Here is a 21,491-nt window from a genome sequence, read left to right on the forward strand (position 1 = left end):
CTTGACCGGCGACTTCGCGGGTGGCCGCACGGCCCGCTTGGTAACCGGTGTCATGATCCTATGCAAGCCGCAGGCGGCCGCAACGTGTCAGGCCGGAACCGGGCCCGAGGATTCACGCACCACCAGGCTCGGCTCGGTCTTGGTCGCGTCGCGCGGCTCACGCCGTTCGACGCCGATCAGCTTCTCGGCGGCCATCTTGCCGATCTCGCGGGTCGGCGTGTGGACCGTAGTCAGCGGCGGCCAGACGGCTTGGGCGATCTGGAAATCGTCGAAGCCGACGACGGTCAGATCGCCGGGCACCGACAGGCCGGCCTTGCGCGCCGATTGCAGAACGCCGGCGGCCATTTCGTCGTTGCCGCAGAAAATCGCGGTCGGTCGTGGCGTGCGGGCCAGCAGCTTGTCGCCGCAAGCCACGCCGGACTCGAAGGTATAGGCGCCCTGGACGATGGCGTCGGGCGTCAGCTTCAGCCCGGCCTCGGCCAGACCGTCCTCGAAGCCCCCTCGCCGCTCGTGCGACGAACGGAAGCTGTCGGGACCGGAGATGAAGGCGATGTTCTTGTGGCCCAGCTCGATGATGTGCCGCGCCGCCTGCGAGCCGCCCATGCGGTCGTGGCCGACGATCATGTGCTCGGGCTTGTCCAGCTCGACCGAGGCGATGCGGATGTACGCGCAGCCGATCTCATTCAGCAGCTTGGCGACCCGTTCGTCTTCCGACACCGACGGAGGCAGAACGACGCCATACAGCTTCTGGCGCTCCACGAAGGACCGGACATCCGTGAGGAAGGTCGGGCTGGAGCGATCGCACGGATGGACGACCAGCTCGAAGCCCGAGCCGCGCATGCCGTCCAGCAGACCCAGCTGCATGTTCACGACGTACTGCGGATTGGGGTTGTCGTAGATCATGCCGATCAAGAACGACCGGCGGAACGCCAGGCCCCGAGCCTGAGGGTCGGGGGCGTAGCCCCATTCGGCGATCACCGCCTCGATCCGCTCGCGGGTTTCGTCGCGCACGAAGGGCGATTGGTTGATCACGCGGGAAACGGTCTTCTTCGAGACCCCCGCCAGGCGCGCGATATCGTTGATTGTCGCCCTGCGGCGGCCGCCCTCAATGCCGATCTCCCCCTCTTCCTGACTCGAGGCTTCCGGGGTCGAGGAAGGCGTCTTTGAAGAGTTCACGGCGTTTCCAGCAGCTTTAGGCGTTTTCTTTTGTCATACTCTAGCCGCGTCAGTATCGCCAACCTAGGACGAAACGTCCGCTTGCGAGGACGCTGACACCGGTTACCATGTCATCAAGCCCTCAGATTGGCGACACGAAACACGGCGGCGACGATACTCCATGACTGAAACCACCCAGGCGCCCCGCGAATCGATCCACCCCGTCGACCCTCGCGACCATGTCGCGACGGCCTTGCGCGATCTCGCCGCCGGCGAGGTTCTGGACCTTCACGGGCAAGCGATCACCGCCCTGGCCGACATACCCAAGGGCCACAAGATCGCCATCCAGGCCGCGAAGACCGGCGACGACGTCCTGAAGTACGGCTGGCCGATCGGCCGGGCCACGGCCGACATCGCCGTGGGCGATCACGTCCACGTCCACAACGTCGCCACCCGCTTGGAAGGCGTCGAGGGCTACGCCTTCGCCCCGACCACGCCAGAAGCGCACGCGGAGCCCCCTGCCCGCACCTTCGACGGCTATCGCCGCAAGAACGGCCGAGCCGGCACGCGTAATGAGATCTGGGTGCTGTGCACCGTCGGCTGCGTGGCCAACACCGCCCGCCGCATCGCCGAGAAGGCCAACCAGCGCTTCGCCGGCCGGGTCGACGGCATCTACGCCTTCCCCCATCCGTTCGGCTGCTCGCAGCTCGGCGACGACCTCACCCATACCCGCAAGCTGATCGCTGGCCTGGCGGGTCACCCCAACGCGGGCGGCGTGCTGATCCTGGGCCTGGGCTGCGAGAACAACCAGCTCAAGGCCCTGCTGGAGAGCGCGCCGGACATCGACGCCGAACGCCTGCGCAGCTTCACGACCCAGATGGTCGAGGACGAGTTCGAGGACGGCCTCGCCGCCGTGGAGGCCCTGGTCGAGATCGCCGAGCAGGACCGCCGTGAACCGATCTCCGTCTCCGAACTGGTGGTCGGCCTCAAGTGCGGCGGCTCCGACGGCTTCTCGGGCGTCACGGCCAATCCGCTGGTCGGCCGCATCGCCGACAAGGTCGCCGACGCCGGCGGCACGCCCGTCCTGACCGAGATCCCCGAGGTGTTCGGCGCCGAGAACGTCCTGCTGCAGCGCGCCGTCAGCCGCGAGGTGTTCGACCAGGCCGTCGCGGTGATCGACGACTTCAAGCGCTACTTCATCGACAACAACCAGCCGATCTACGAGAACCCCTCGCCCGGCAACATCGCCGGCGGCATCACGACCCTGGAGGAGAAATCCCTGGGCGCGGTGCAAAAGGGGGGCCGCGCGCAACTGGTCGAGGTGCTGCGCTACGGCGAGCGGGTCGGCCCGCACGGCCTGACCTTCCTGGAAGCGCCGGGCAACGACGCGGTGTCGTCCACCGCTCTGACGGCCGCCGGCGCCACGGTGATCCTGTTCACCACCGGCCGCGGCACGCCGCTGGGCTTCCCCGCCCCGACCCTGAAGATCGCCTCGAACTCGGGCCTGGCCCAGCGCAAGCCTGGCTGGATCGACTTCGACGCCGGCCAGGTGCTGGAGGGCGTCTCGATGGACGACGCCGCCAACCGCCTGATGGACCTCGTCGTCGATACCGCCTCGGGCAAGGCCACCAAGGCCGAGCTGAACGGCGAACGCGAGATCGCCATCTGGAAGTCGGGCGTTACGCTCTAGGCCGCGCTCCGTGACGGGCGCCTGGGGTTCCGCATTGCCACCGGTGTCGGCGCAAGTCATGTAGGGTTCCGCGAGGGGAATCTCCGGCGGAGCCTCCCCTTCGGACCCGACACCGAACCCAGGCGTGCTCCCTTGACGGCTTCCTCCGCGACCTCCCCCGCCCTGCGTCTGAGCGCGACCAGCTATCCCGGCGCCGTCCCAGGCACGGCCCTGCCGGCCTATGACCGCGACAAGGTCCAGGTCGGCGTCGTTCATTTCGGTCCTGGCGCCTTCCACCGCGCCCACCAGGCCTTCTATTTCGACCAACTTCTGGAGAGCGACCCACGCTGGGGCATCTGCGCCGTATCGCTGAAAAGCCCGGGCGTCCGCGACGCCCTGGAGCCGCAGGACGGCCTCTACACCCTGGCCCAGCTGGACGCCGAGACCACGTTCCGCATCGTCGGTTCGATCGTCGAGGTGCTGGTCGCACCCGAGGATCCGCCGTCGGTCTTCGCCCGCCTGGCCGCTCCGACGACCCGCATGGTGACCCTCACCGTGACCGAGAAGGGCTACACCCTCTCGGCCGATGGCGGCCTGGACGAGAGCCACCCCGACATCGTCCACGACCTGGCCCATCCGCGCGAGCCGAAGAGCGCCGTCGGCTATATCGTCGAGGGCCTGCGCCGCCGCTTCATGGCCGGCCACGCGCCCTACGCCGTCGTCGCTTGCGACAACCTCGCCGACAACGGCTGGCGCCTGAAGGCGGCGGTCGTCGCCTTCGCGACCAAGGTCGACGCGGACCTGGCCGCCTGGATCGAGCGCGAGGGCAGCTTCCCGCGCACCATGGTCGACAGCATCACGCCCGCCACCGACGACGCCCTGCGGACCCGTGTCCAGACCGCGACCGGTCTCGAAGACGCCTGGCCGATCCAGCGCGAAGCCTTCACCCAGTGGGTGGTCGAGGACGTGCTGCCGGCGGATGCGCCGGACCTGGCCAGCGTCGGCGTCATCCTGACCGACGACGTGCGCGGCTTCGAGCGGGCCAAGCTGCGCCTACTGAACGGCGTCCACTCCACCCTGGCCTATGCCGGCATCCTGCGCGGCCACGAGACGGTGTTCGAGGCAGTCAGCGATCCGGTGCTGGAAGCGCTGGCCCGCGACCTGATGGCCAAGGACATCATCCCGACGCTCACCGCCCCGCGAGGTCTCGATCTGGCCGAATACGCCGAGGCCATCCTAGCCCGGTTCCGCAACCCCGAGATCCGCCACTTCCTGGCGCAGATCGCCTGGGACGGTTCGCAGAAGCTGCCGTTCCGCATACTGGGAACCCTGACCGAAACGCTGGAAGCCGGCCGTTCGATCGAGCGCCTGGCCATCCCGCTGGCGGCCTGGATGCGTTTCGTGGCCCTGCGCGCCAAGACCGGTGAGGCGATCACCGATCCGCTGCATGACAAGCTCACCGAGATCGGCGTTGGGGTCACGGGCGACGCCAAGACCGACGTCGCGGCCTTCCTGGGCCTGAACAGCATGTTCCCGGCGGCGCTGACCTCGAACCCGACGTTCGTGGGCGCGGTCGAGAAAGCCTACGCCGATTTGGCCTAGAGACGTCGCCGCTCCGCGCGCCGCGCGGTGAGGCTCGGGCCTAGCGGGTGACGCCGCGTGCGCTCAGCACCACCGCGACCGTGCCGACCATGATCCTCAGGTCGAACGGCAGCGACTGACGGCACAGATATTCGGCGTCCAGCGCCACCTTGTCGGCGACGGCCAACTCGTCACGACCGTTGATCTGCGCCCAGCCGGTCAGGCCGGGACGCAAGGCGTCCACGCCCGCCTCCCGGCGCGCCGCGATCAAGTCATCCTGGTTGAACAGCGCCGGGCGCGGGCCGACCAGGCTCATATGGCCGACCAGCACGCTCCACAGCTGCGGCAGCTCATCAAGGCTGAACTTGCGCATCAGCGGCCCCGCCGGCGTCAGCCACTGGTCGGGGTCTTCCAGCAGATGCGTGGCGACCTCGGGGGTATCGATCCGCATGGTGCGGAACTTGGGCATGGGAAAGAGCACGGAGCCCCTCCCCACCCGCTGCGACCAATAGAGGCCGGGCCCGGGAGACGTCAGGCGCACCACCAGCCACAGCACGGCCAGCGGAATGGCCAGCACGATCAGGCCGACCGCCGCCGCCAGGAAGTCGAAGGCGCGTTTCACCTAGGTCCCCGGAACTCTCAGCCCAGATCGCCGCTGGCCGCGTCGAGCAGCAGATAGGCTCGGCCGGCGTCCGACGACAGCAGGGCCGCCAGCAGGAAGCCTTCGCGATCCTGGCCCGCGGCCTCGTCGATCATGCCCGCATAGCGCTTCAGGAAGCGCTCGGTGTTGGCCTTCAGCGTGCCGTCGGAGAACAGGCGGCGCACCAGGCGCCGGATGGCGGCGGGCGCCAGGCGCTTGACCACCTCGCGAGCCCCACCACCGTCGCCAGTCTGCAGGGCGGCGGCGATTTCGTCGATGCGGCCGCGTGGCAGCAGGGCATGCGGATCGATACCCATGGCCGTGATCTCGGCGGCGAGCTTGTCGCCGAGGGCGGCGTCGCCGGGCGAACTGTTCTCGATGCCGGACAGCAGGTTACGCCAGCTCCAACCGCCCTCGCCTTCCGGATCGGCGGCGGGCGGCGGCGTTGGCTTGCGCGAAGAGGCCTGCTCGAACACCGAACGGAACTCCTCGTCGGTCGCGGTCGGCGTCAGGCGCAGACGGCGGCGATCGGCGGGCGGTTCGTCCTCGTCGTCGAACTCGGCCGTCGGCAAGGTCTGAGGCGGCTGAGCGGGCGGCGGCGCGGCGGCGCGCGTGCGCGGCTGGACCGGCGAAGCAGCCCGGGCGGCCATGGTCGAGACGCCGGACGCGGAGACAGCGCCGGCCGCCTCGCTCAGCATCTCGTAGTTGCGACGCACGCGGTCCTGGAAGGCCTGGTCGATCGCGGCCGTTTCCTCGGCCGTGCGGCGCACGGCGTTCATCAGGTGCTCGACGCCCTGCTCGATCGCGATCCGGACCTCGCCGGCCTTCTGCAAGGCCTCGGCCGGCAGGTCGGCCGTCCGCTTGCCGATCTCGGTCAGCATGGTCTCGAGCTCGTCCAGGGTGGCGCGCGCGGCCTGGACCGAGTCCGCCAGCTTCTGCGAGGTGCGGGCGCCGGCCTGTTCGACCATCTGCGCCGAGTGCTCGATGATGTCGCGGGCCTCTTCCATCCGCGACTCGAACACCGCATCGGCCTTCTGGCCGGCCGCGAAGGCGATCTCGTTGAGCTGGTCGACCCGGCTGCGGGCCGCTTCGACGCGGGCCTCGACGCTCTCGCCGGCCTTCAGCGCCGCGGCGGCCATGGCCTCCATGGCGGCCTTCAGCTCTTCTTCCAGGAGGGTGCGCTGGTTCTCGGCCACGTCGCCGATCGTTTCGAGCGTCTTCTTGGCGTCCTCGGCCAGCGCCTCGCGCTGCCCCTTGGCCCCGTCGGCCATCTCGCGGAACTGGTCGGCGGCCGAGCTGATCAGGCCGCGCAGGATCTCAGCCCCCATCGAGGCGGTGTCCGACAGTTCCGTGGCGCCGACGCGGGTATAGGCGACGAATTCGGTGAGCTGGGCCGTGCGGGTTTCGGCCTCGGAGGCGAAGTCCTCTTGCTCAGAGCGCAGGGCCTGGCTGATCTCGACCAGGGCGGCGCGCTGGGCGGCCAGGGTTTTCTCGACGGAGGCGACCTGGTCGCCAACACCGGTGCCGGCGGTCTCCAGGCGGGCGATCTGGCGGGACAGGTCCTCGGCCCCGACGCGGGCGGCGTCCGAGGCCTCGGCGGCGGCGGCGGCCAGGTCGGCGGCGCGGGCCGCGAGCGCGGCTTCGGCTTCGCGCAGCTGGGTTTCGGCCAGGTCGGATGCCTCGGCCACCATGCGGGCCTGGCTGCCGATGGCGTCGACCACCGCCGTGGAGCGGGCGTCCAGCGACTGCGACAGGGTTTCCATCGCCGTGCGTTCGTGGCCCAGGCCCTGGGCGAGCTGGTGGGCCATCTTGGCCGACTCGGCGGCGGCCTCGGCCAAGCGCGCGGTCTCTTCCGCCAGGGCCTGACGCAGCGAGATGATGTGCTCGCGAGCCCGTTCGGCGGCGGCGGCGGCGTCTTCGACGCCCTGGCGCATGGAGTCGACGGCGCTGGAGGCGCCGGCGGCGGCCAGGACGGCCGGGGTGACCAGGCGGTCGGTCAGGGTGCGGTTGCGACGCAACTCGTCGGCGACGCCGGTGGCCTGGCGCAGCAGATAGGCGCCCAGCAGGGTCATCAGCGCCGGGCCCAGGGCCAGGCCCGCGAAGACCATCAGGGCGAAGCCTTCGACCTTGAAGGCCGGCACGCCGCGCGCATAGCCCAGAGCGAAGGCGATCGGGGCCAGGGCCCACAGGGCCGCGATGGCGGTGGCCAGGGTCCAGAACAGCACGCCGGACATGCGGCGCGGGACGTCCTGGGTGGTCAAGGGCGTTGGCGCCTCGGACGCCGGTCCCCGCAGGTCGAGCGCGGACTCGCGCCCGCTGGTCTTGGCCGGCTTGGCGCTCTCGATGATCGGCGCGGGCGGCTGGGCGCCCATGGCCAGCGAAGTCGCCGGCTTCAACTCGGGTTCGGCGAAGCTGGTGACCGGATCGAGCTCGGGCTCGGGCTCGCGACGACGGCGCGACCGCGTCGTCATCGGCGGCGGCACGACAAGGTCCTCGCTCGGCGTCTCGCCGAGGGGCTCATTCAGTGTCAGGGGCTCGGCTGTGGGAATGTCCGCCTCGGGATCGGAAAAAGACCTCGTCTCCGGGAGTTCGGGCGCGGTCTTGGTTTCCTCGGGAGGGGGATCCGTCGGCGTCGCGGAGAAATCGAGCGGTTGGCGCTTCTTAGGCTTCATACACAGCCAGGGTCCCAGGACGTCGGCAAAATAAGCGTCTGAGAGGGGGCGCAGAAACAGCCTTCGCGCGCCGGACCCCTCCTTCGCGTGTCACATGAACCTAACGGCGAAAAGCCTTGGCGCAAAGCAACTTCGGTTGTGTTCGCAGGGGTTGCGGCGTCTGAACGCGGTTCAGGCGTCGCGCGACGCCGGCGCGGAGGCCTGCGGCGGCGCATTGGCGGCGATGGGAGACATCTTGAGCCCGTCACGCGGCGAGCGCGCCACGGTCTTGGCGGCGACCGCTTTCTTGGCGTGAGGGCAGGCGCGGTTTTCCATCGCGACGCCGAATTGGCAGAGCGCGAAGGACGACAGCCAGACGACCGCCACAGCCAGCATTTCGGTCAGGAAGCCCATTGCCCACCTCGGGAACCGATAGCGCCGTTATGCGAGAGTCATCGATCGAGAGCGAGTGAACTTTTGGTCATGAACGCCGAAGCTTCCGGGCCGTGGCGCCACGCCAACTGACAGCGCCCCCAGAATTCCGGCGGTTGTCCCGGACGACGGCCGGGCCTAGGTCCCAGCCTGCGCCGGAGCGACCCGTTTTCGACGGGACGGGCCCGGACATTTTTTCTTTGCGGACCCACGCCTTGGCCCTTACCCAATTCGCACCCGCCGCGTACCAGCCGGACCCGATGACGTCAGATTCCACGAAGACCGCGATCTCGCCGGCTCGCCTGACGCACCTCCAACGGCTGGAGGCCGAGAGCATCCACATCCTGCGTGAGGTGGCGGCCGAGTGCGAGCGGCCGGTCATGCTGTATTCGATCGGCAAGGACAGCGCGGTGATGCTGCACCTCGCAGCCAAGGCCTTCTATCCCAGCAAGCCGCCCTTCCCGCTGCTGCACGTCGATACGACCTGGAAGTTCCGGGACATGTACGCCCTGCGGGACAAGGTGGCCTCGGAGCTGGGCTTCGACCTGATCGTCTACAAGAACCCCGACGCCGAAGCGCGCGGCGTCAATCCGTTCGACCACGGCAGCGCCCTGCACACCGACCTCTGGAAGACCGAGGGCCTCAAGCAGGCGCTGACCAAGTACGGCTTCGACGCGGCCTTCGGCGGCGCCCGCCGCGACGAGGAGAAGAGCCGGGCCAAGGAGCGCGTCTTCTCATTCCGCTCGTCCGAGCATCGCTGGGACCCGAAGAACCAACGCCCCGAGCTGTGGAACCTGTACAACACCCGCAAGCACCCGGGCGAAAGCCTGCGCGTGTTCCCGATCTCCAATTGGACCGAGCTGGACGTCTGGCAGTACATCCACCTGGAGAACATCCCGATCGTGCCGCTGTACTTCGCGGCCGAGCGGCCGGTGGTCGAGCGCGACGGCGCGCTGATCATGGTCGACGACGACCGCTTCCGCCTGCGTGACGGCGAAGTCCCGCAGCTGAAGAGCGTCCGCTTCCGCACCCTCGGCTGCTACCCGCTGACGGGCGCGGTCGAGAGCCAGGCCGCCACCCTCCCCCAGGTCATCCAGGAAATGCTGCTGACCACGACGTCGGAGCGCCAGGGTCGGGTCATCGACCATGACCAGTCCGCCTCGATGGAGAAGAAGAAGCAGGAGGGCTATTTCTGATGGCGCACCAGTCCGCCCTGATCGCCCAGGACATCGAGGCCTATCTCGAGCAGCACCAGCACAAATCGCTGCTGCGCTTCATCACCTGCGGCAGCGTCGACGACGGCAAGTCCACCCTGATCGGCCGCCTGCTGTACGACAGCAAGATGATCTTCGAGGACCAGATGGCGGCCCTCGAGGCCGACTCCAAGAAGGTCGGCACCCAGGGCGGCGCGATCGATTTCGCCCTCCTGGTCGACGGCCTCGCCGCCGAGCGCGAGCAAGGCATCACCATCGACGTCGCCTACCGTTTCTTCTCGACCGAGAAACGCAAGTTCATCGTCGCCGACACACCCGGCCACGAACAGTACACGCGCAACATGGTCACCGGCGCCTCGACCGCCGACGCAGCTGTGATCCTGATCGACGCGCGCAAGGGCGTGCTGACCCAGACGCGCCGCCACAGCTATCTCGTCAGCCTGCTCGGCATCCGCCACGTGGTGCTGGCGGTGAACAAGATGGACCTGGTCGGCTGGGATCCAGCCGTCTTTGATCGCATCGTCGCCGACTATCGCGCCTTCGCCGAGCAGATCGGCCTGTCGGTCTTCACGCCCATCCCGATCTCGGGCCTGGGCGGCGACAACATGGCCAGCCGCAGCGACCAGACGCCGTGGTTCAAGGGTCCGATCCTGATGGACTGGCTGGAAGGCGTGGAGGTCGAGGACGATCTGCAGGCCAAGCCCTTCCGCATGCCGGTGCAGTGGGTCAATCGCCCCAATCTCGACTTCCGGGGCTTTTCGGGCCTGATCGCGTCGGGTTCGATCAAGCCGGGCGACCGCATCCGCGCCCTGCCCTCGGGTCGTGAAAGCCGCGTCGCCCGCATCGTCACCCTACCGGGCGACCTGCCCCAAGCCGTCGCCGGCCAGTCGGTGACCCTGACCTTGGAAGACGAGATCGACGTCTCGCGCGGCGACGTGATCGCCAGCGCCGACACTCCGGCGCCGGTCGCCAATCAATTCGAGGCCACCGTCGTCTGGATGGACGACGAGCCCCTGCCCCCGGGCCGCACCTATCTTTTGAAGCTGGGCGCGCGCACGGTCAGCGCCAGCGTCACCGACATCAAGCACCGGGTGAACGTCAATACGCTGGAGCACACGGCCGCCAAGCGGCTGGAACTGAACGAGATCGGGGTCTGCAACCTCTCGCTCGACCAGGCCATCCCGTTCGAGGCCTATGCCGACAACCGTCAGATGGGCGGCTTCATCCTGGTCGATCGCCTGTCCAACCGGACGGTCGGCGCGGGCATGCTGAACTTCGCCCTACGCCGGGCCGACAACATCCATTGGCAGCACACCGACGTCACCAAGGCCTCGCGCTCGGCCCTGAAGGCCCAGCGCGGCCAGGTCGTCTGGCTGACGGGCCTGTCGGGCGCGGGCAAGTCGACCATCGCCAACCTGGTCGAGAAGCGCCTGCACGCCCTGGGCCGCCACACCTATCTGCTAGACGGCGACAATGTCCGCCACGGCCTCAACAAGGACCTCGGCTTCACCGAGGAGGACCGCGTCGAGAACATCCGCCGCGTGGCCGAGGTCGCCAAGCTGATGGTCGACGCCGGGCTGATCGTCCTGACCGCCTTCATCTCGCCGTTCCAGGCCGAGCGTCAGCTGGCGCGCGATATCCTGGAGCCCGGCGAGTTCATCGAGGTCTTCGTCGACACGCCCCTGGCCGTGGCCGAGGCGCGGGACGTGAAGGGTCTCTACAAGAAGGCCCGCTCGGGCCAGCTGAAGAACTTCACCGGCGTCGACAGCCCGTACGAGGCGCCGGAAAAGCCCGAACTGCGTATCGACACGACCGCGATCGATCCGGTCGAGGCGGCCGAGAAGATCGTCGCCTGGCTGGAAGGCCGGGAGATCGACTACACGATCTAAGGTCCGGGTTAGGCGAGGCTTTTGGCGCGGCGCGACAGCATGATCGCGCCGACTAGGCCCAGCGCCGCCATGCCGGCCACGGCGAGGTAGCCTTTGGCGCCCAAGGCGTCGAACAGCGGACCCGACGCCAGGGTCGCGATGCCCAGGGTGAAACCCGACGACAGCGCCGAGTTGATCGCCTGGGCCGGCGAGGCGCTGGAGGCCGGGGCCAGCTTCTCGATCAGGCGCAGCGAAGCCAGGAAGCTGGCCGCGAAGGTCATGGCGTGCAGCGCCTGCAGCGGGAACAGCGCCCAAAGCGGTGGCTCGAACGCGTAGCAGGTCCAGCGCAGCACGGCGGCGCTGGCGCCCAGGATCAGGAACCGCTCGGGGCCCCAGCGGCGGCGCAGCGGCTCCAGGAACCACATGAAGCCGACCTCGGCCGCGACGCCGACGCCCCACAGGATCCCGATCATCGGCTCGGAGATCCCCTGCTTGCGCCAGAGAATGGCCGAGAAGCCGTAGTAGAAGGCGTGAGCGCCCTGGATCAGGCCGGCGGTGACCACCGCCAGGACGAAGGTGCGGTTGCGCAGCAGCTCGCCCAGGCCCCTCCAGCGTTCGGCGCGAGCCGGCTTGGCCCCTTCGGCGTGGACCCGCTCGGGCGGCACGGCCAGGGCCGCGGCCACAGCGCCCACCAGGCAGGCCACGGCGATCCAGACCGCGATGATGGTCGGGGCCGCGAAGGTCAGGATCGCGCCCATGGCCAGGTTGGCGGCGATGAAGGCGCTGGAGCCCGTGCCGCGCGGGATGCCGTAGTTGAAGCTCTCGGTCCGCGCCCGGCGCAGGGTGATCACGTCGATCAGCGGCGAGACGGTCGACAGCAGGGTCTGGCCGACGAACCAGGCCAGGATCAGCCACCAGAGGTTCGAGGTCGCCAGCAGACCCGCATAGCCCAGGCCCGCCCCGACCAGCAGCAGCACCATCGGCGTGCGCCGTAGGGTGAAGCCGTCGGCCCAGACCGCCAGCACCGGGCCGGTGAAGGGCTTCAGCAGCAGGGGTACGGCCAGGATCAGGCCGATCTCGCCGCCGGTCATGCCCCGGTCGCGCAGATAGGTCCCGATATACGGCAGGCTGACGCCCGAGCTCAGATAGATGGCGGCGTAGAACAGGCAGAGGCGGACGAGGGTCGGGAGCCCCTTGTGGTCCGCGCTGTCCGCCCCGCCTGTCACGCTACTCCGCGCCGCCGAAACGGGCCGCCCATTCGGCGATCTGGTCCTCGTCGATCTTCTTGAACAGGACTTCAGGCGCCGCCACGGCCTGGCCGACCGGCAGTTTGGAGAGCTCGGCCTTGGCGTCGTTCGAGGGCCACGGGGCCGGGAACTCCAGACCGAACGCCTCGCCGATCTTCTCGGCCGCGAACGGGATGAACGGAGCCGAGATCTTAGCGTACAGCGCCGCCAGGTTCAGGGCGGTGCGGACGATGACGGCGGCGCGGTCACGATCGGTCTTGATCGCGGTCCAGGGCGCGGCCTCCTGCAGATACTCGTTGCCGACCACCCAGAGCGCCCGCAGCGCCTGGGCGCTCTTGCGCATCTCGATGGCGTCCATCTGCTCGGCCAGATCGGCCAGGCGCGCCGAGACGTCGGCGAACAGCTTCTCTTCCAGCGGTCCCGGCTCGCCGCCCTCGGGCACCAGGCCCTCGAACTTGCTCTCGTTGAACTTCAGGATGCGGTTGACGAAGTTGCCCAGCACGTCGGCCAGGTCGCGGTTCACGGCGCTGGCGAACTGCTCCCAGGTGAAGGCCGTGTCGCTGCCTTCGGGCGAATTGGCCGTCAGGTACCAGCGCCACAGATCGGGCGGCAGGATTTCCAGGGCAGCGTCCATGAACACGCCTCGCCTGTTCGAGGTCGAGAACTTGCCGCCGTACCAGTTCAGCCAGTTGAAGGCCTTGAGCATGTCGACGCTCTTCCACGGCTCTTCCGAGCCGAGGATGGTCGCCGGGAAGCTGACGGTGTGGAACGCCACATTGTCCTTGCCCATGAACTCGACATAGCGGACGTCTTCCGCGCCCGCGTCGGTGCGCCACCAGCGCTGCCAGTCCCGGCCCTCTTCCGCGTCGGCCCATTCCTGGGTGGCGGCGATATATTCGATGGGCGCATCGAACCAGACGTAGAAGACCTTGCCTTCCATGCCCGGGCGGGGACCGCCGTCCTTGACCACCGGCACGCCCCAAGCCAGATCGCGCGTGATGCCGCGATCGATCAGGCCCTCGTCCAGGTGCTTGTAGGCGATCGATCGGGCCAGTTGCGGCCAGTCCGCGTGGCTGTCGACCCAGGCGCGGATCTTGTCGGCCATCTTGGTCTGAAGAAGGTAGAGGTGGCGGGTGTCGCGCACCTCCAGGTTCCGCGAGCCGGAGATCACCGAATAGGCGTTCTTCAGGTCGGTCGGGTCCAGCAGATTGCCGCAGTTATCGCACTGGTCCCCGCGCGCCTTCTCGAAGCCGCAGTGCGGGCAGGTGCCCTCGATATAGCGGTCGGGCAGGAAGCGCTTGTCGTCGATGGAATAGACCATCTGGTCGACACGTTCCTCGATCAGGCCGTTGGCCTCCAGCACCTCGGCGAAGTGCTGGGTCAGCTTCTGGTTCTGAGGCGAGGACGATCGGCCAAACCAGTCCCACGACAGGCCGAACGCGGCGGCGACGTCACGCTGCAGGATATGCTGCTCGGCGCAGTAGGTCGCCACGTCCTGGCCGGCGGCGGCGGCGGCCAATTCGGCGGGCGTGCCGTGCTCGTCGGTGGCGCAGATATAGAGGGTCTCGTGGCCCCGGGCCCGCTGGAAGCGCGCATAGACGTCCGCCGGCAGCATGGATCCCGCGAGGTTGCCCAGGTGCTTGATGCCGTTGATGTACGGCAGGGCCGAGGTGATCAGGATGCGAGCCATGCGGGCGCGGCCTTTCGGGGAGTCGGGCGGGAAGCGAACGGCGGAAGCCAAGAAGCGTCCGCATATAGAAGGCTCGAGCCTGAAACGAAAGCTTCACTGGATTGACCGAACCGCGTTCGCGTGTGCAGCCTGACCAAAGCTGAGCCGGACTAACACGGTCCGGCCGTTTCGGGGGGAACGCCAATGAAGAATGTGAACTGGCTGGGCCTGGTGGCCGGCCTCATCGCCGGTCAGGTGATCGGCATCGTCTGGTACGGAAATCTGTTCAGCGCGGCCTGGATGAAGGCCACGCGCCTGACCGAAGCCGACTTCGTCGGCCAGGACTGGAAGATGGCCCTGGGCGTCGTCAACATGGTCGTCATCCTGCTGGGCCTGGACTGGCTGATCCGCCGCCTGGGCGCGACGGGCTTCGTGGCCGGCGCCAAGGTGGCCCTGACCGCCTGCGTCTGCTTCGCCCTGACGGTGGTGACGCTGAACTACATCTACGCAGCCGGTTCGCCGGCGCTGCAGTGGATCGACGGCGGCTATCAGCTGCTGACCTATGTCATCGGCGGCGCGCTGCTGGGCGGTCTGCGGTTGAAGCCGAAGGTGACCTAGAACGAGAAAGAGCGCCCGTCGCCGGGCGCTCTTTTGTTTTCTTGTCCGCGACCGCCTCTACAGCGGGATGTTGTCGTGCTTCTTCCAGGGGTTGGAGAGCTCCTTCCCCTTCAGGCTCTTCAAGCCGCGCACGATCCGGCGACGGGTCCCGTGCGGCATGATCACGTCGTCGATATAGCCGCGCGAGGCCGCCACGAACGGATTGGCGAAGCGCGTCTTGTACTCGGCCTCGCGGGCCGCCAGGGCCTCGGGGTCCTTGGCCTCCTGGCGGAAGATGATCTCCACAGCCCCCTTTGCGCCCATCACCGCGATCTCGGCGGTCGGCCAGGCGTAGTTCAGGTCGCCGCGCAGGTGCTTTGAGCTCATCACGTCATAGGCGCCGCCATAGGCCTTGCGGGTGATGACCGTGATCTTCGGCACCGTGGCCTCGGCATAGGCGAAGAGCAGCTTGGCGCCGTGCTTGATCAGGCCGCCGTACTCCTGCTTGGTCCCCGGCATGAAGCCCGGGACGTCGACCAGGGTGACGATCGGAATGTTGAAGGCGTCGCAGAAGCGCACGAACCGCGCGGCTTTCCGGCTGCTGTCGATGTCCAGAACACCGGCCAGCACCTGGGGCTGGTTGGCGACGATGCCGACGCTCTCGCCGTCCATCCGGGCGAAGCCGCAGATGATGTTCTTGGCCCACTCGCTGGAGATCTCGAAGAAGTCGGCCTCGTCGACGATCTTCAGGATCAGTTCCTTCATATCGTAGGGCTTGGTCGCGTCGGCCGGGACCAAGGTGTCCAGGCTCATCTCCTCGCGCAGCGCCTCGTCGAAGCTGACGCGCTCGGGCGCGGTCTCGCGGTTGGACGAGGGCAGGAAGTCGACCAGTCGGCGGACCTGGGTCATAGCTTCCAGGTCGTTCTCGAACGCGCCCTCGGCGACGCCCGACTTGGCCGCGTGGACTCGAGCCCCACCCAGTTCCTCGGCCGTGACGATCTCGTTGGTGACGGTCTTCACGACGTCCGGACCGGTCACGAACATGTAGCTCGTATCCTTCACCATGAAGATGAAGTCGGTCATGGCGGGCGAATAGACATCGCCACCGGCGCAAGGGCCCATGATCACGCTGATCTGCGGCACCACGCCCGAGGCCATGACGTTCTCGAGGAAGATGTCGGCATAGCCGGCCAGGCTGTCGACGCCTTCCTGGATGCGGGCGCCGCCCGCGTCGAACAGGCCGATGATCGGCGCGCCGACCTTCATCGCCTGGCGCTGGACCTTGACGATCTTGGCCGCGTGGGCGCCCGACAGCGAGCCGCCGAACACCGTGAAGTCCTTGGAGAAGACGTAGACGACCTTGCCGTTGATCGTGCCCCAGCCGGTGACGACGCCATCGCCGGGGATCTTCTGGTCCTGCATGCCGAAGTCGGCGCTGCGGTGCTCGACGAACATGTCGAACTCTTCGAACGAGCCCTCGTCCAGGAGCAGGTCAATACGTTCACGAGCGGTCAGCTTGCCCTTGGCGTGCTGGGCCGCGACCCGCTTTTCGCCGCCGCCGGCCTTGGCCTGTTCGCGACGACGGTCGAGTTCCTCGAGAATGTGCTGCACGCGCGTACTCCCCTGCCCGGATCGTTATTCTGGCGGTTCACCCACCTTATGAACCCAGCCGTAGCGAGGCCAGAGCAGCTAGGCAAGACGGACCTTGCGGCAGCGCAGCATGGTCTTTCCGCTGAGCGTTTAGCGCAGCGCGGCGAACCAGCGCTCGATCATCGCGGCCTCGACCGCCAGGAACTCGACACGCGCCGTCGCCTCGGCGTCCTGGCCCCACTGCTCGGCCTGGTACGCCTCTTCCAGGCGCGACAGGTCCAGCGCCTTGCGGCCCGTCAGGCGTCCCGCCCGCACGGCGAGCGCCAGCACGGTCGAGCCGTAGAGGCCCGAGGCGAAGGCCACGCCCGCCAGGGTGAAGTCGTCCAGGGTCAGGGCGAGTGCCTCGACCATCGCCAGGGTGGCCGGCGGCTGCGGCTGGTGGATGACGCCGGCGACGGGCGTGAAGACTAGGCCATGCTCGGCCTTGGCCCAGTCGAGGATCGCGCCCCATTCGCGGTCCTGGCGTTCGACCAGCGGCGTCGGATGCTCGGCGCGGTAGCAGAGGTGGTCGGAGGCGGCGTAGGCCGTGACCTCCCGGGCCACCTCGGCGCGAGTCTCGCAAATGCGGTCGATCGCCGTGAAGGCCAGGCGGGTAGCCGGCATCAGGCTGTTGTCGATGAACTCAACCTGCGCCTCCCACTCGGCCGCGATCGTTTCGCCCAGGCCCTTGGTCGGCACGACGAGCGGCTTCCTGGCCGGCGATTTCGGCGTCCGCCCGTCCAGCTGCACGGCGAAGCCCCCGTCCACCGGCGCGGCGGCGGCGGCCTTGTAGAAACGGCGGGGCTTCAACAGCAGTTCGGATTTCTCGGACACGGGGAGATCTCATTTTTCAGGCCGCTCGCGACGGAACGGGCAAACTCCCGCGTTGAATGGGCAATGTCGCGAGTTCGCGCAAGGGAGAGCGCCGCTTGAGCCTACCGTCCAAGGACATGATGGCCGCCATCGCCGTCACCCGCTTCGGCCTGGGAGCCCGCCCTGGCGAGATCGAGGCCGCCAAGGCCGATCCGCAAGGCTTCCTCGTCGCCCAGATCCGCCGCGAGGGCGCCGACATCCCGCAGGATGGCGGGGAAAGCGCCGCGGTCCGCTTCGAGCAGATGCGCGACTACCAGCAGCAGCGGCGCGCGGAACGCCAGAAGAAGGACGGCGAGGACACCACCAAGGCCAACGCCATGGCCTTCATGGACGCCCAGCGGCAGCTGCGCGAAAAGGTCGGCGCCGACTTCCTGGCCCGCGCCCGCCTGGCGGCCGCCACCCCGGCCAGCTTCCGCGAGCGCTGGGCCCTGTTCTGGGCCAACCACTTCACGGTCTCGGCCACCAAGCAGGTCACCTCGGTCCTGGTCGGTCCGTTCGAGCGCGAGGCGATCCGGCCCTATGTGTTCGGCGGCTTCGAGAACCTGCTGGTCGCCTCGTCGACCCATCCGGCGATGCTGACCTATCTGGACCAGGCCCAGTCGATCGGCCCCAACAGCCGCGCCGCCGCCTTCGTCGGACGGCGGCAGGGGAACAAGGCCGGGCTGAACGAGAACCTGGCGCGCGAGATCCTGGAACTGCACACCGTCGGCGTCGACGCCGGCTACAGCCAGGCCGATGTCACCGAGTTCGCCCGCGCCCTGACCGGCTTCTCGCTGGGTCGCGATCAAGAGGATCGCGCCGGTCAATTCGTGTTCCGCGAGAACGCCCACGAGCCCGGCGCGCGCACGATCTTGGGTCGAAGCTACGGCCAGACGGACATCAAGCAGGGCCTGGCGGTTCTGAAGGACCTGTCCGCCGATCCGCGCACAGCCCGTCACGTTTGCGGCAAGATCGCCCGGCACTTCGTGGCCGACACTCCGCCACCGGCCCTCGTCGCCCGCCTGGAAAAGCGCTGGATCGCCACCGGGGGCGACCTGGCCGCCGTGGCCAAGGCCTTGATCGAAAGCCCCGAGGCCTGGGATCCGACCCCGGCCAAGTTCAAGACGCCCTACGAATACACCCTGTCGACCTGGCGTTTGATCGGGGCCGAGCCGTCGGCGATCGAGCGCCTGGCGCCGATCCTCACGGGCCTGGGCCAGAAGCCCTTCTCCGCCCCCTCCCCCAAGGGCTGGGCCGAGGACGCCCAGACCTGGGCCTCGCCCGACGGCCTGGTCAAGCGCATGCAGTGGGCCCAGGGCTTCGCCGCCGTGGTCGCCGACCGCACCGACCCCAACGCCCTGGCCCTCTCGGCCCTGGGCGTGCGCCTGACGCCCCCTGTCGCCAAGGCCGTCTCGCGGGCCGAAACCCGCCGGGAAGCCTTCGCCCTTCTCGTGATGAGCCCGGAGTTCCAACGCCGATGAACGCTCAACCTTCCCGCCGTTCGTTCCTGGGCTTGGCCGCCGGCCTGGGGATCTCCGTCAACTTCCTGGGGACCCAGGCCTTCGCCGCGTCCGAGGGCGACCTGTCCAAGAAGAAGATGGTCGTCGTCATCTGTCGCGGCGGCATGGACGGCTTGTCGGTCTCACCGCCGGTGGGCGACGCCAGCTACGCGGCCCTGCGCGGCTCGATTGCGATGCGGCCCGACCAGGTGCTGAAGCTGGACGACACGTTCGGCCTCCACCCGCAGCTGGACACCGTCCAAAAGCTGGCCCTGAAGGGCGAGGCCCGCATCGCCCCGGCCATCGCCAGCCCTGATCGCGCCCGCTCGCACTTCGAGGCCCAGGACGTGCTGGAGACCGGCTCGGCCAAGGTCTATGGCGAAGACACCGGCTGGCTGAACCGCACGCTGGAAGCGCTCGCGCCGATCCGCAAGGTCGAGGGTCTCTCGGTGGGCGCCACCGCCCCGCTGATCCTGCGCGGCAAGGTGCAGGCCGCCAGCTGGTCGCCGGGCAAGGGCGTGGACGAGACCGCGCGCCTGCCGACCCTGCTGCAGGATCTCTACCGGAACGATCCGATGCTGGGCCCGGCCTTCGCGCGCGGCCTGGAGACCGAGACCATGGCCCAGACGGCCATGACCGCCATGGCCGCGACCCCGGCCATGAACGAGATGGCCGCCGCCACGCCGTCGATGGCTGGCGCGTCCGCTTCGATGTCTCAGACCCCAGCCTCTTCCAGCAAGGCTAACGACCGCCAGAACCGGGCCGGCTCCGAGGCGGCGCGCAAGCTGGGCTCGACCCTGGGCGGCTTCATGATCCAGGCCGACGGGCCGCAGATCGCGGCCATCTCGCTGGACGGCTTCGACACCCACGCCAACCAGGCCGGCCAGATCGCAACGCGCCTGTCCTATCTGGACGCGGTGCTGGACGGCCTGCACACGGGCCTGGGCGCGGAGTGGAAGAATACGGTGGTGGTGGCCGTCACCGAGTTCGGTCGCACCGCCCGGGTCAACGGCACAGGCGGCACCGATCACGGCACGGCCTCGACCGGCCTGATCCTCGGCGGCGCGCTCAAGCGCGGCGGCGGCATCGTCGGCGACTGGCCCGGCCTGGCTACGAGCGCCCTCTACGAGAACCGCGACACGGCCCCTACCCTGGACGCGCGCGCGCTGTTCAAGGGCGTCCTGGCCGAGCACATGGGCGTCGACCGCGCGCTGCTGGAGAGCAAGGTGTTCCCGGACAGCGCGGGCGCGAAACCGGTGACGGGGCTGGTCTAGGTCGCAAAATACCTCGTCATCCCAGGCGGCGAAGCCGACCCGGGATGACGAGATTTGTTCGCGAATAGACTACCGCCGCTTGGTCTGACGCCGTGCGAACGGCTCGGTTTCGGCCTCGTCTTCCGAGAAGCCGAACTTGGCGAAGCCGTCCTTCATCTCGGGGCTCAGCGGCGCCTCGATGTGCAGCATGCCGGCCGACGGGTGCGGCAGCAGGATCGAGCGGGCGTGCAGTTGCAGCTTCAGCCCTTCCGACAGCGGCGCGGACTTCTCGTCACCGTATTTGGGATCGCCAAGGATCGGGTGCCCCATCGCCTTCATGTGGGCGCGCAGCTGGTGCGTGCGGCCGGTATGCGGGCGCAGGGCCATCCAGGTCACGCGCGGACCGGCGCGGCTGATGGTGACGAATTCGGTCTCGGCCGGCTGGGCGTCCGGATCCTTGGGCTGGGCGGGCACCACGAGCTCGCGATCGCCGACGCCACGCTTGGCCAGGTGCAGCTCCATCACGCCCTCGGTGGGGTGCGGGTTGCCGGCCACGATGGCCCAGTAGGTCTTCTGCGCCTTGCGCTTGGCGAAGGCGCCAGACAGGCGCGCGGCGGCCGACGGCGTCTTGCCCAGCAGCAGCACGCCCGAGGTGTCGCGGTCGAGGCGGTGGACAAGCTTCGGCCGGTTGACGCCCTCGCCCCAGGCGCTGAGCAGCTTGTCGACGTGGTGAGTGGTCTTGGTCCCGCCCTGCACGGCCAGGCCGGCGGGCTTGTTCAGAGCCAGGACTTCCTCGTCCTCGTACAGCACCAGCGACTTGGCGTAGGCGATATCGCGCGGCGTCAACTTGTTCTTGTCGGCCGGATCGGGCGCGTCGGGCAGTGGCGGCACGCGGATCTGGCTGCCGGCGGCCAGCTTGGTGTCGGCCTTGGCGCGCGAGCCGTCCACGCGGACCTGGCCCGAGCGGAAGAGCTTGTTCAGCTGGATATGGTTCAGGTGCGGCCAACGGCGTTTGAACCAGCGATCGAGGCGGACCCCGTCCTCGCCGGCGTCGACGTACAGCGTGCGGACTTCCTTGGTGCTCATGCGAAAACCTTGCGGGCGACCAGCAGGCCCGCGAACAGGGCCGCCACGGACAAAAGCACGCTGGCGGCGGAATAGGAGAACGCTGGGACGTAGTCGCGCTTCTGGATCATCAGCGCGGTCTCCAGCGAGAACGACGAAAAGGTGGTGAAGCCGCCCAGCGCGCCGACGCCCAGCAGCACGCGCCACTGTTCGCTCGACGCGCTGCCGCGATGGGCCAGCCACGAGGCCAGGCATCCCATCAGGAAGCCGCCGACCACATTGACCGTGAAGGTGCCGTACGGCCAGCCAGGTCCCATGACCCGCATGGCGCCGACTCCGACCAGGTAGCGCGCGACCGAGCCGACGGCCCCGCCAGCGGCCACCAGAAGCAGCTTGTTCATGAACGCCTTATGCGCCGAGCGGGCGCGAACGCCAAGCGTCCACCGGAGTTCCCTTGATTTTCCCCGGTT

General features: G+C 68.5%; 16 protein-coding genes and 1 pseudogene. 7 read left to right on the forward strand and 10 right to left on the reverse strand.

Going from position 1 to position 21,491, the window contains the following annotated elements; genetic code table 11:
- Positions 1-87 precede the first annotated feature (87 nt).
- Complete coding sequence (locus AC1RRV_RS10805) at positions 88-1,176, reverse strand: LacI family DNA-binding transcriptional regulator (protein WP_492859623.1); 1,089 nt, start codon at positions 1,174-1,176, stop codon at positions 88-90.
- Between the two features lie 160 nt (positions 1,177-1,336).
- Here AC1RRV_RS10805 and AC1RRV_RS10810 point away from each other — a divergent pair, with 160 nt between their 5' ends.
- Both AC1RRV_RS10810 and AC1RRV_RS10815 read left to right on the forward strand, forming a co-directional pair.
- Entirely contained in the window at positions 1,337-2,845 is a 1,509-nt protein-coding gene (locus AC1RRV_RS10810) for a UxaA family hydrolase (protein ID WP_492859624.1), read from the forward strand.
- 132 nt (positions 2,846-2,977) lie between these two features.
- On the forward strand, positions 2,978-4,426 hold the full coding sequence (locus AC1RRV_RS10815; RefSeq protein ID WP_492859626.1) for a mannitol dehydrogenase family protein: 1,449 nt from the start codon (positions 2,978-2,980) through the stop codon (positions 4,424-4,426).
- Positions 4,427-4,466: 40 nt separating this feature from the next.
- Here AC1RRV_RS10815 and AC1RRV_RS10820 read toward each other — a convergent pair whose 3' ends face one another.
- From AC1RRV_RS10820 to AC1RRV_RS10830, 3 genes and pseudogenes are all read right to left on the reverse strand, one after another.
- Entirely contained in the window at positions 4,467-5,027 is a 561-nt protein-coding gene (locus AC1RRV_RS10820; protein ID WP_492859627.1) for a sugar transferase, read from the reverse strand.
- Between the two features lie 17 nt (positions 5,028-5,044).
- Positions 5,045-7,717 carry a coiled-coil domain-containing protein gene (locus tag AC1RRV_RS10825; protein ID WP_492859628.1) on the reverse strand — a complete coding sequence of 891 codons (2,673 nt, stop codon included), beginning with the start codon at positions 7,715-7,717 and terminating at the stop codon, positions 5,045-5,047.
- A 317-nt stretch (positions 7,718-8,034) separates the two neighbouring features.
- Positions 8,035-8,110: pseudogene (locus tag AC1RRV_RS10830) on the reverse strand (hypothetical protein); the annotation flags it as partial.
- 233 nt (positions 8,111-8,343) lie between these two features.
- Between AC1RRV_RS10830 and cysD the strand changes: the two are divergent.
- Together cysD and cysN are read left to right on the forward strand one after the other, a co-directional pair.
- A complete protein-coding gene (gene cysD, locus AC1RRV_RS10835) occupies positions 8,344-9,324 on the forward strand; it encodes a sulfate adenylyltransferase subunit CysD (RefSeq protein WP_492859629.1) in 981 nt (326 codons plus the stop codon).
- Positions 9,324-11,231 (forward strand): sulfate adenylyltransferase subunit CysN, encoded by a 1,908-nt coding sequence (gene cysN, locus AC1RRV_RS10840; RefSeq protein ID WP_492859630.1) that lies wholly within the window; start codon positions 9,324-9,326, stop codon positions 11,229-11,231. Before cysD ends, cysN begins: the two co-directional genes overlap by 1 nt.
- Before the next feature lie 8 nt (positions 11,232-11,239).
- On the opposite strand, the gene AC1RRV_RS10845 is transcribed toward cysN, so the two are convergent.
- Positions 11,240-12,436 (reverse strand): MFS transporter, encoded by a 1,197-nt coding sequence (locus AC1RRV_RS10845; RefSeq protein ID WP_492859631.1) that lies wholly within the window; start codon positions 12,434-12,436, stop codon positions 11,240-11,242.
- Position 12,437: 1 nt separating this feature from the next.
- On the reverse strand, positions 12,438-14,147 hold the full coding sequence (metG, locus tag AC1RRV_RS10850; RefSeq protein WP_492859632.1) for a methionine--tRNA ligase: 1,710 nt from the start codon (positions 14,145-14,147) through the stop codon (positions 12,438-12,440).
- 183 nt (positions 14,148-14,330) lie between these two features.
- Here metG and AC1RRV_RS10855 point away from each other — a divergent pair, with 183 nt between their 5' ends.
- Positions 14,331-14,744, forward strand: a complete 414-nt coding sequence (locus AC1RRV_RS10855) for a DUF1761 domain-containing protein (RefSeq protein ID WP_492859633.1) — start codon at positions 14,331-14,333, stop codon at positions 14,742-14,744.
- 57 nt (positions 14,745-14,801) lie between these two features.
- Here AC1RRV_RS10855 and AC1RRV_RS10860 read toward each other — a convergent pair whose 3' ends face one another.
- A complete protein-coding gene (locus AC1RRV_RS10860; RefSeq protein WP_492859634.1) occupies positions 14,802-16,334 on the reverse strand; it encodes an acyl-CoA carboxylase subunit beta in 1,533 nt (510 codons plus the stop codon).
- A gap of 129 nt (positions 16,335-16,463) precedes the next feature.
- On the reverse strand, positions 16,464-17,186 hold the full coding sequence (locus AC1RRV_RS10865) for an ATP12 family chaperone protein (protein WP_492859635.1): 723 nt from the start codon (positions 17,184-17,186) through the stop codon (positions 16,464-16,466).
- Positions 17,187-17,242: 56 nt separating this feature from the next.
- Here AC1RRV_RS10865 and AC1RRV_RS10870 point away from each other — a divergent pair, with 56 nt between their 5' ends.
- Together AC1RRV_RS10870 and AC1RRV_RS10875 are read left to right on the forward strand one after the other, a co-directional pair.
- Entirely contained in the window at positions 17,243-18,685 is a 1,443-nt protein-coding gene (locus AC1RRV_RS10870) for a DUF1800 domain-containing protein (protein WP_492859636.1), read from the forward strand.
- Positions 18,682-19,977: a DUF1501 domain-containing protein gene (locus AC1RRV_RS10875; protein WP_492859637.1), complete on the forward strand. Its 1,296-nt coding sequence runs from the start codon at positions 18,682-18,684 to the stop codon at positions 19,975-19,977. Before AC1RRV_RS10870 ends, AC1RRV_RS10875 begins: the two co-directional genes overlap by 4 nt.
- 69 nt (positions 19,978-20,046) lie before the next feature.
- Here AC1RRV_RS10875 and AC1RRV_RS10880 read toward each other — a convergent pair whose 3' ends face one another.
- On the reverse strand, positions 20,047-21,042 hold the full coding sequence (locus AC1RRV_RS10880) for an RluA family pseudouridine synthase (RefSeq protein ID WP_492859638.1): 996 nt from the start codon (positions 21,040-21,042) through the stop codon (positions 20,047-20,049).
- Positions 21,039-21,422 carry a fluoride efflux transporter CrcB gene (crcB, locus tag AC1RRV_RS10885; protein WP_492859639.1) on the reverse strand — a complete coding sequence of 128 codons (384 nt, stop codon included), beginning with the start codon at positions 21,420-21,422 and terminating at the stop codon, positions 21,039-21,041. Before crcB ends, AC1RRV_RS10880 begins: the two co-directional genes overlap by 4 nt.
- Positions 21,423-21,491 lie beyond the last annotated feature (69 nt).

Source organism: Caulobacter sp. GW821-FHT11E10 (assembly GCF_058808375.1).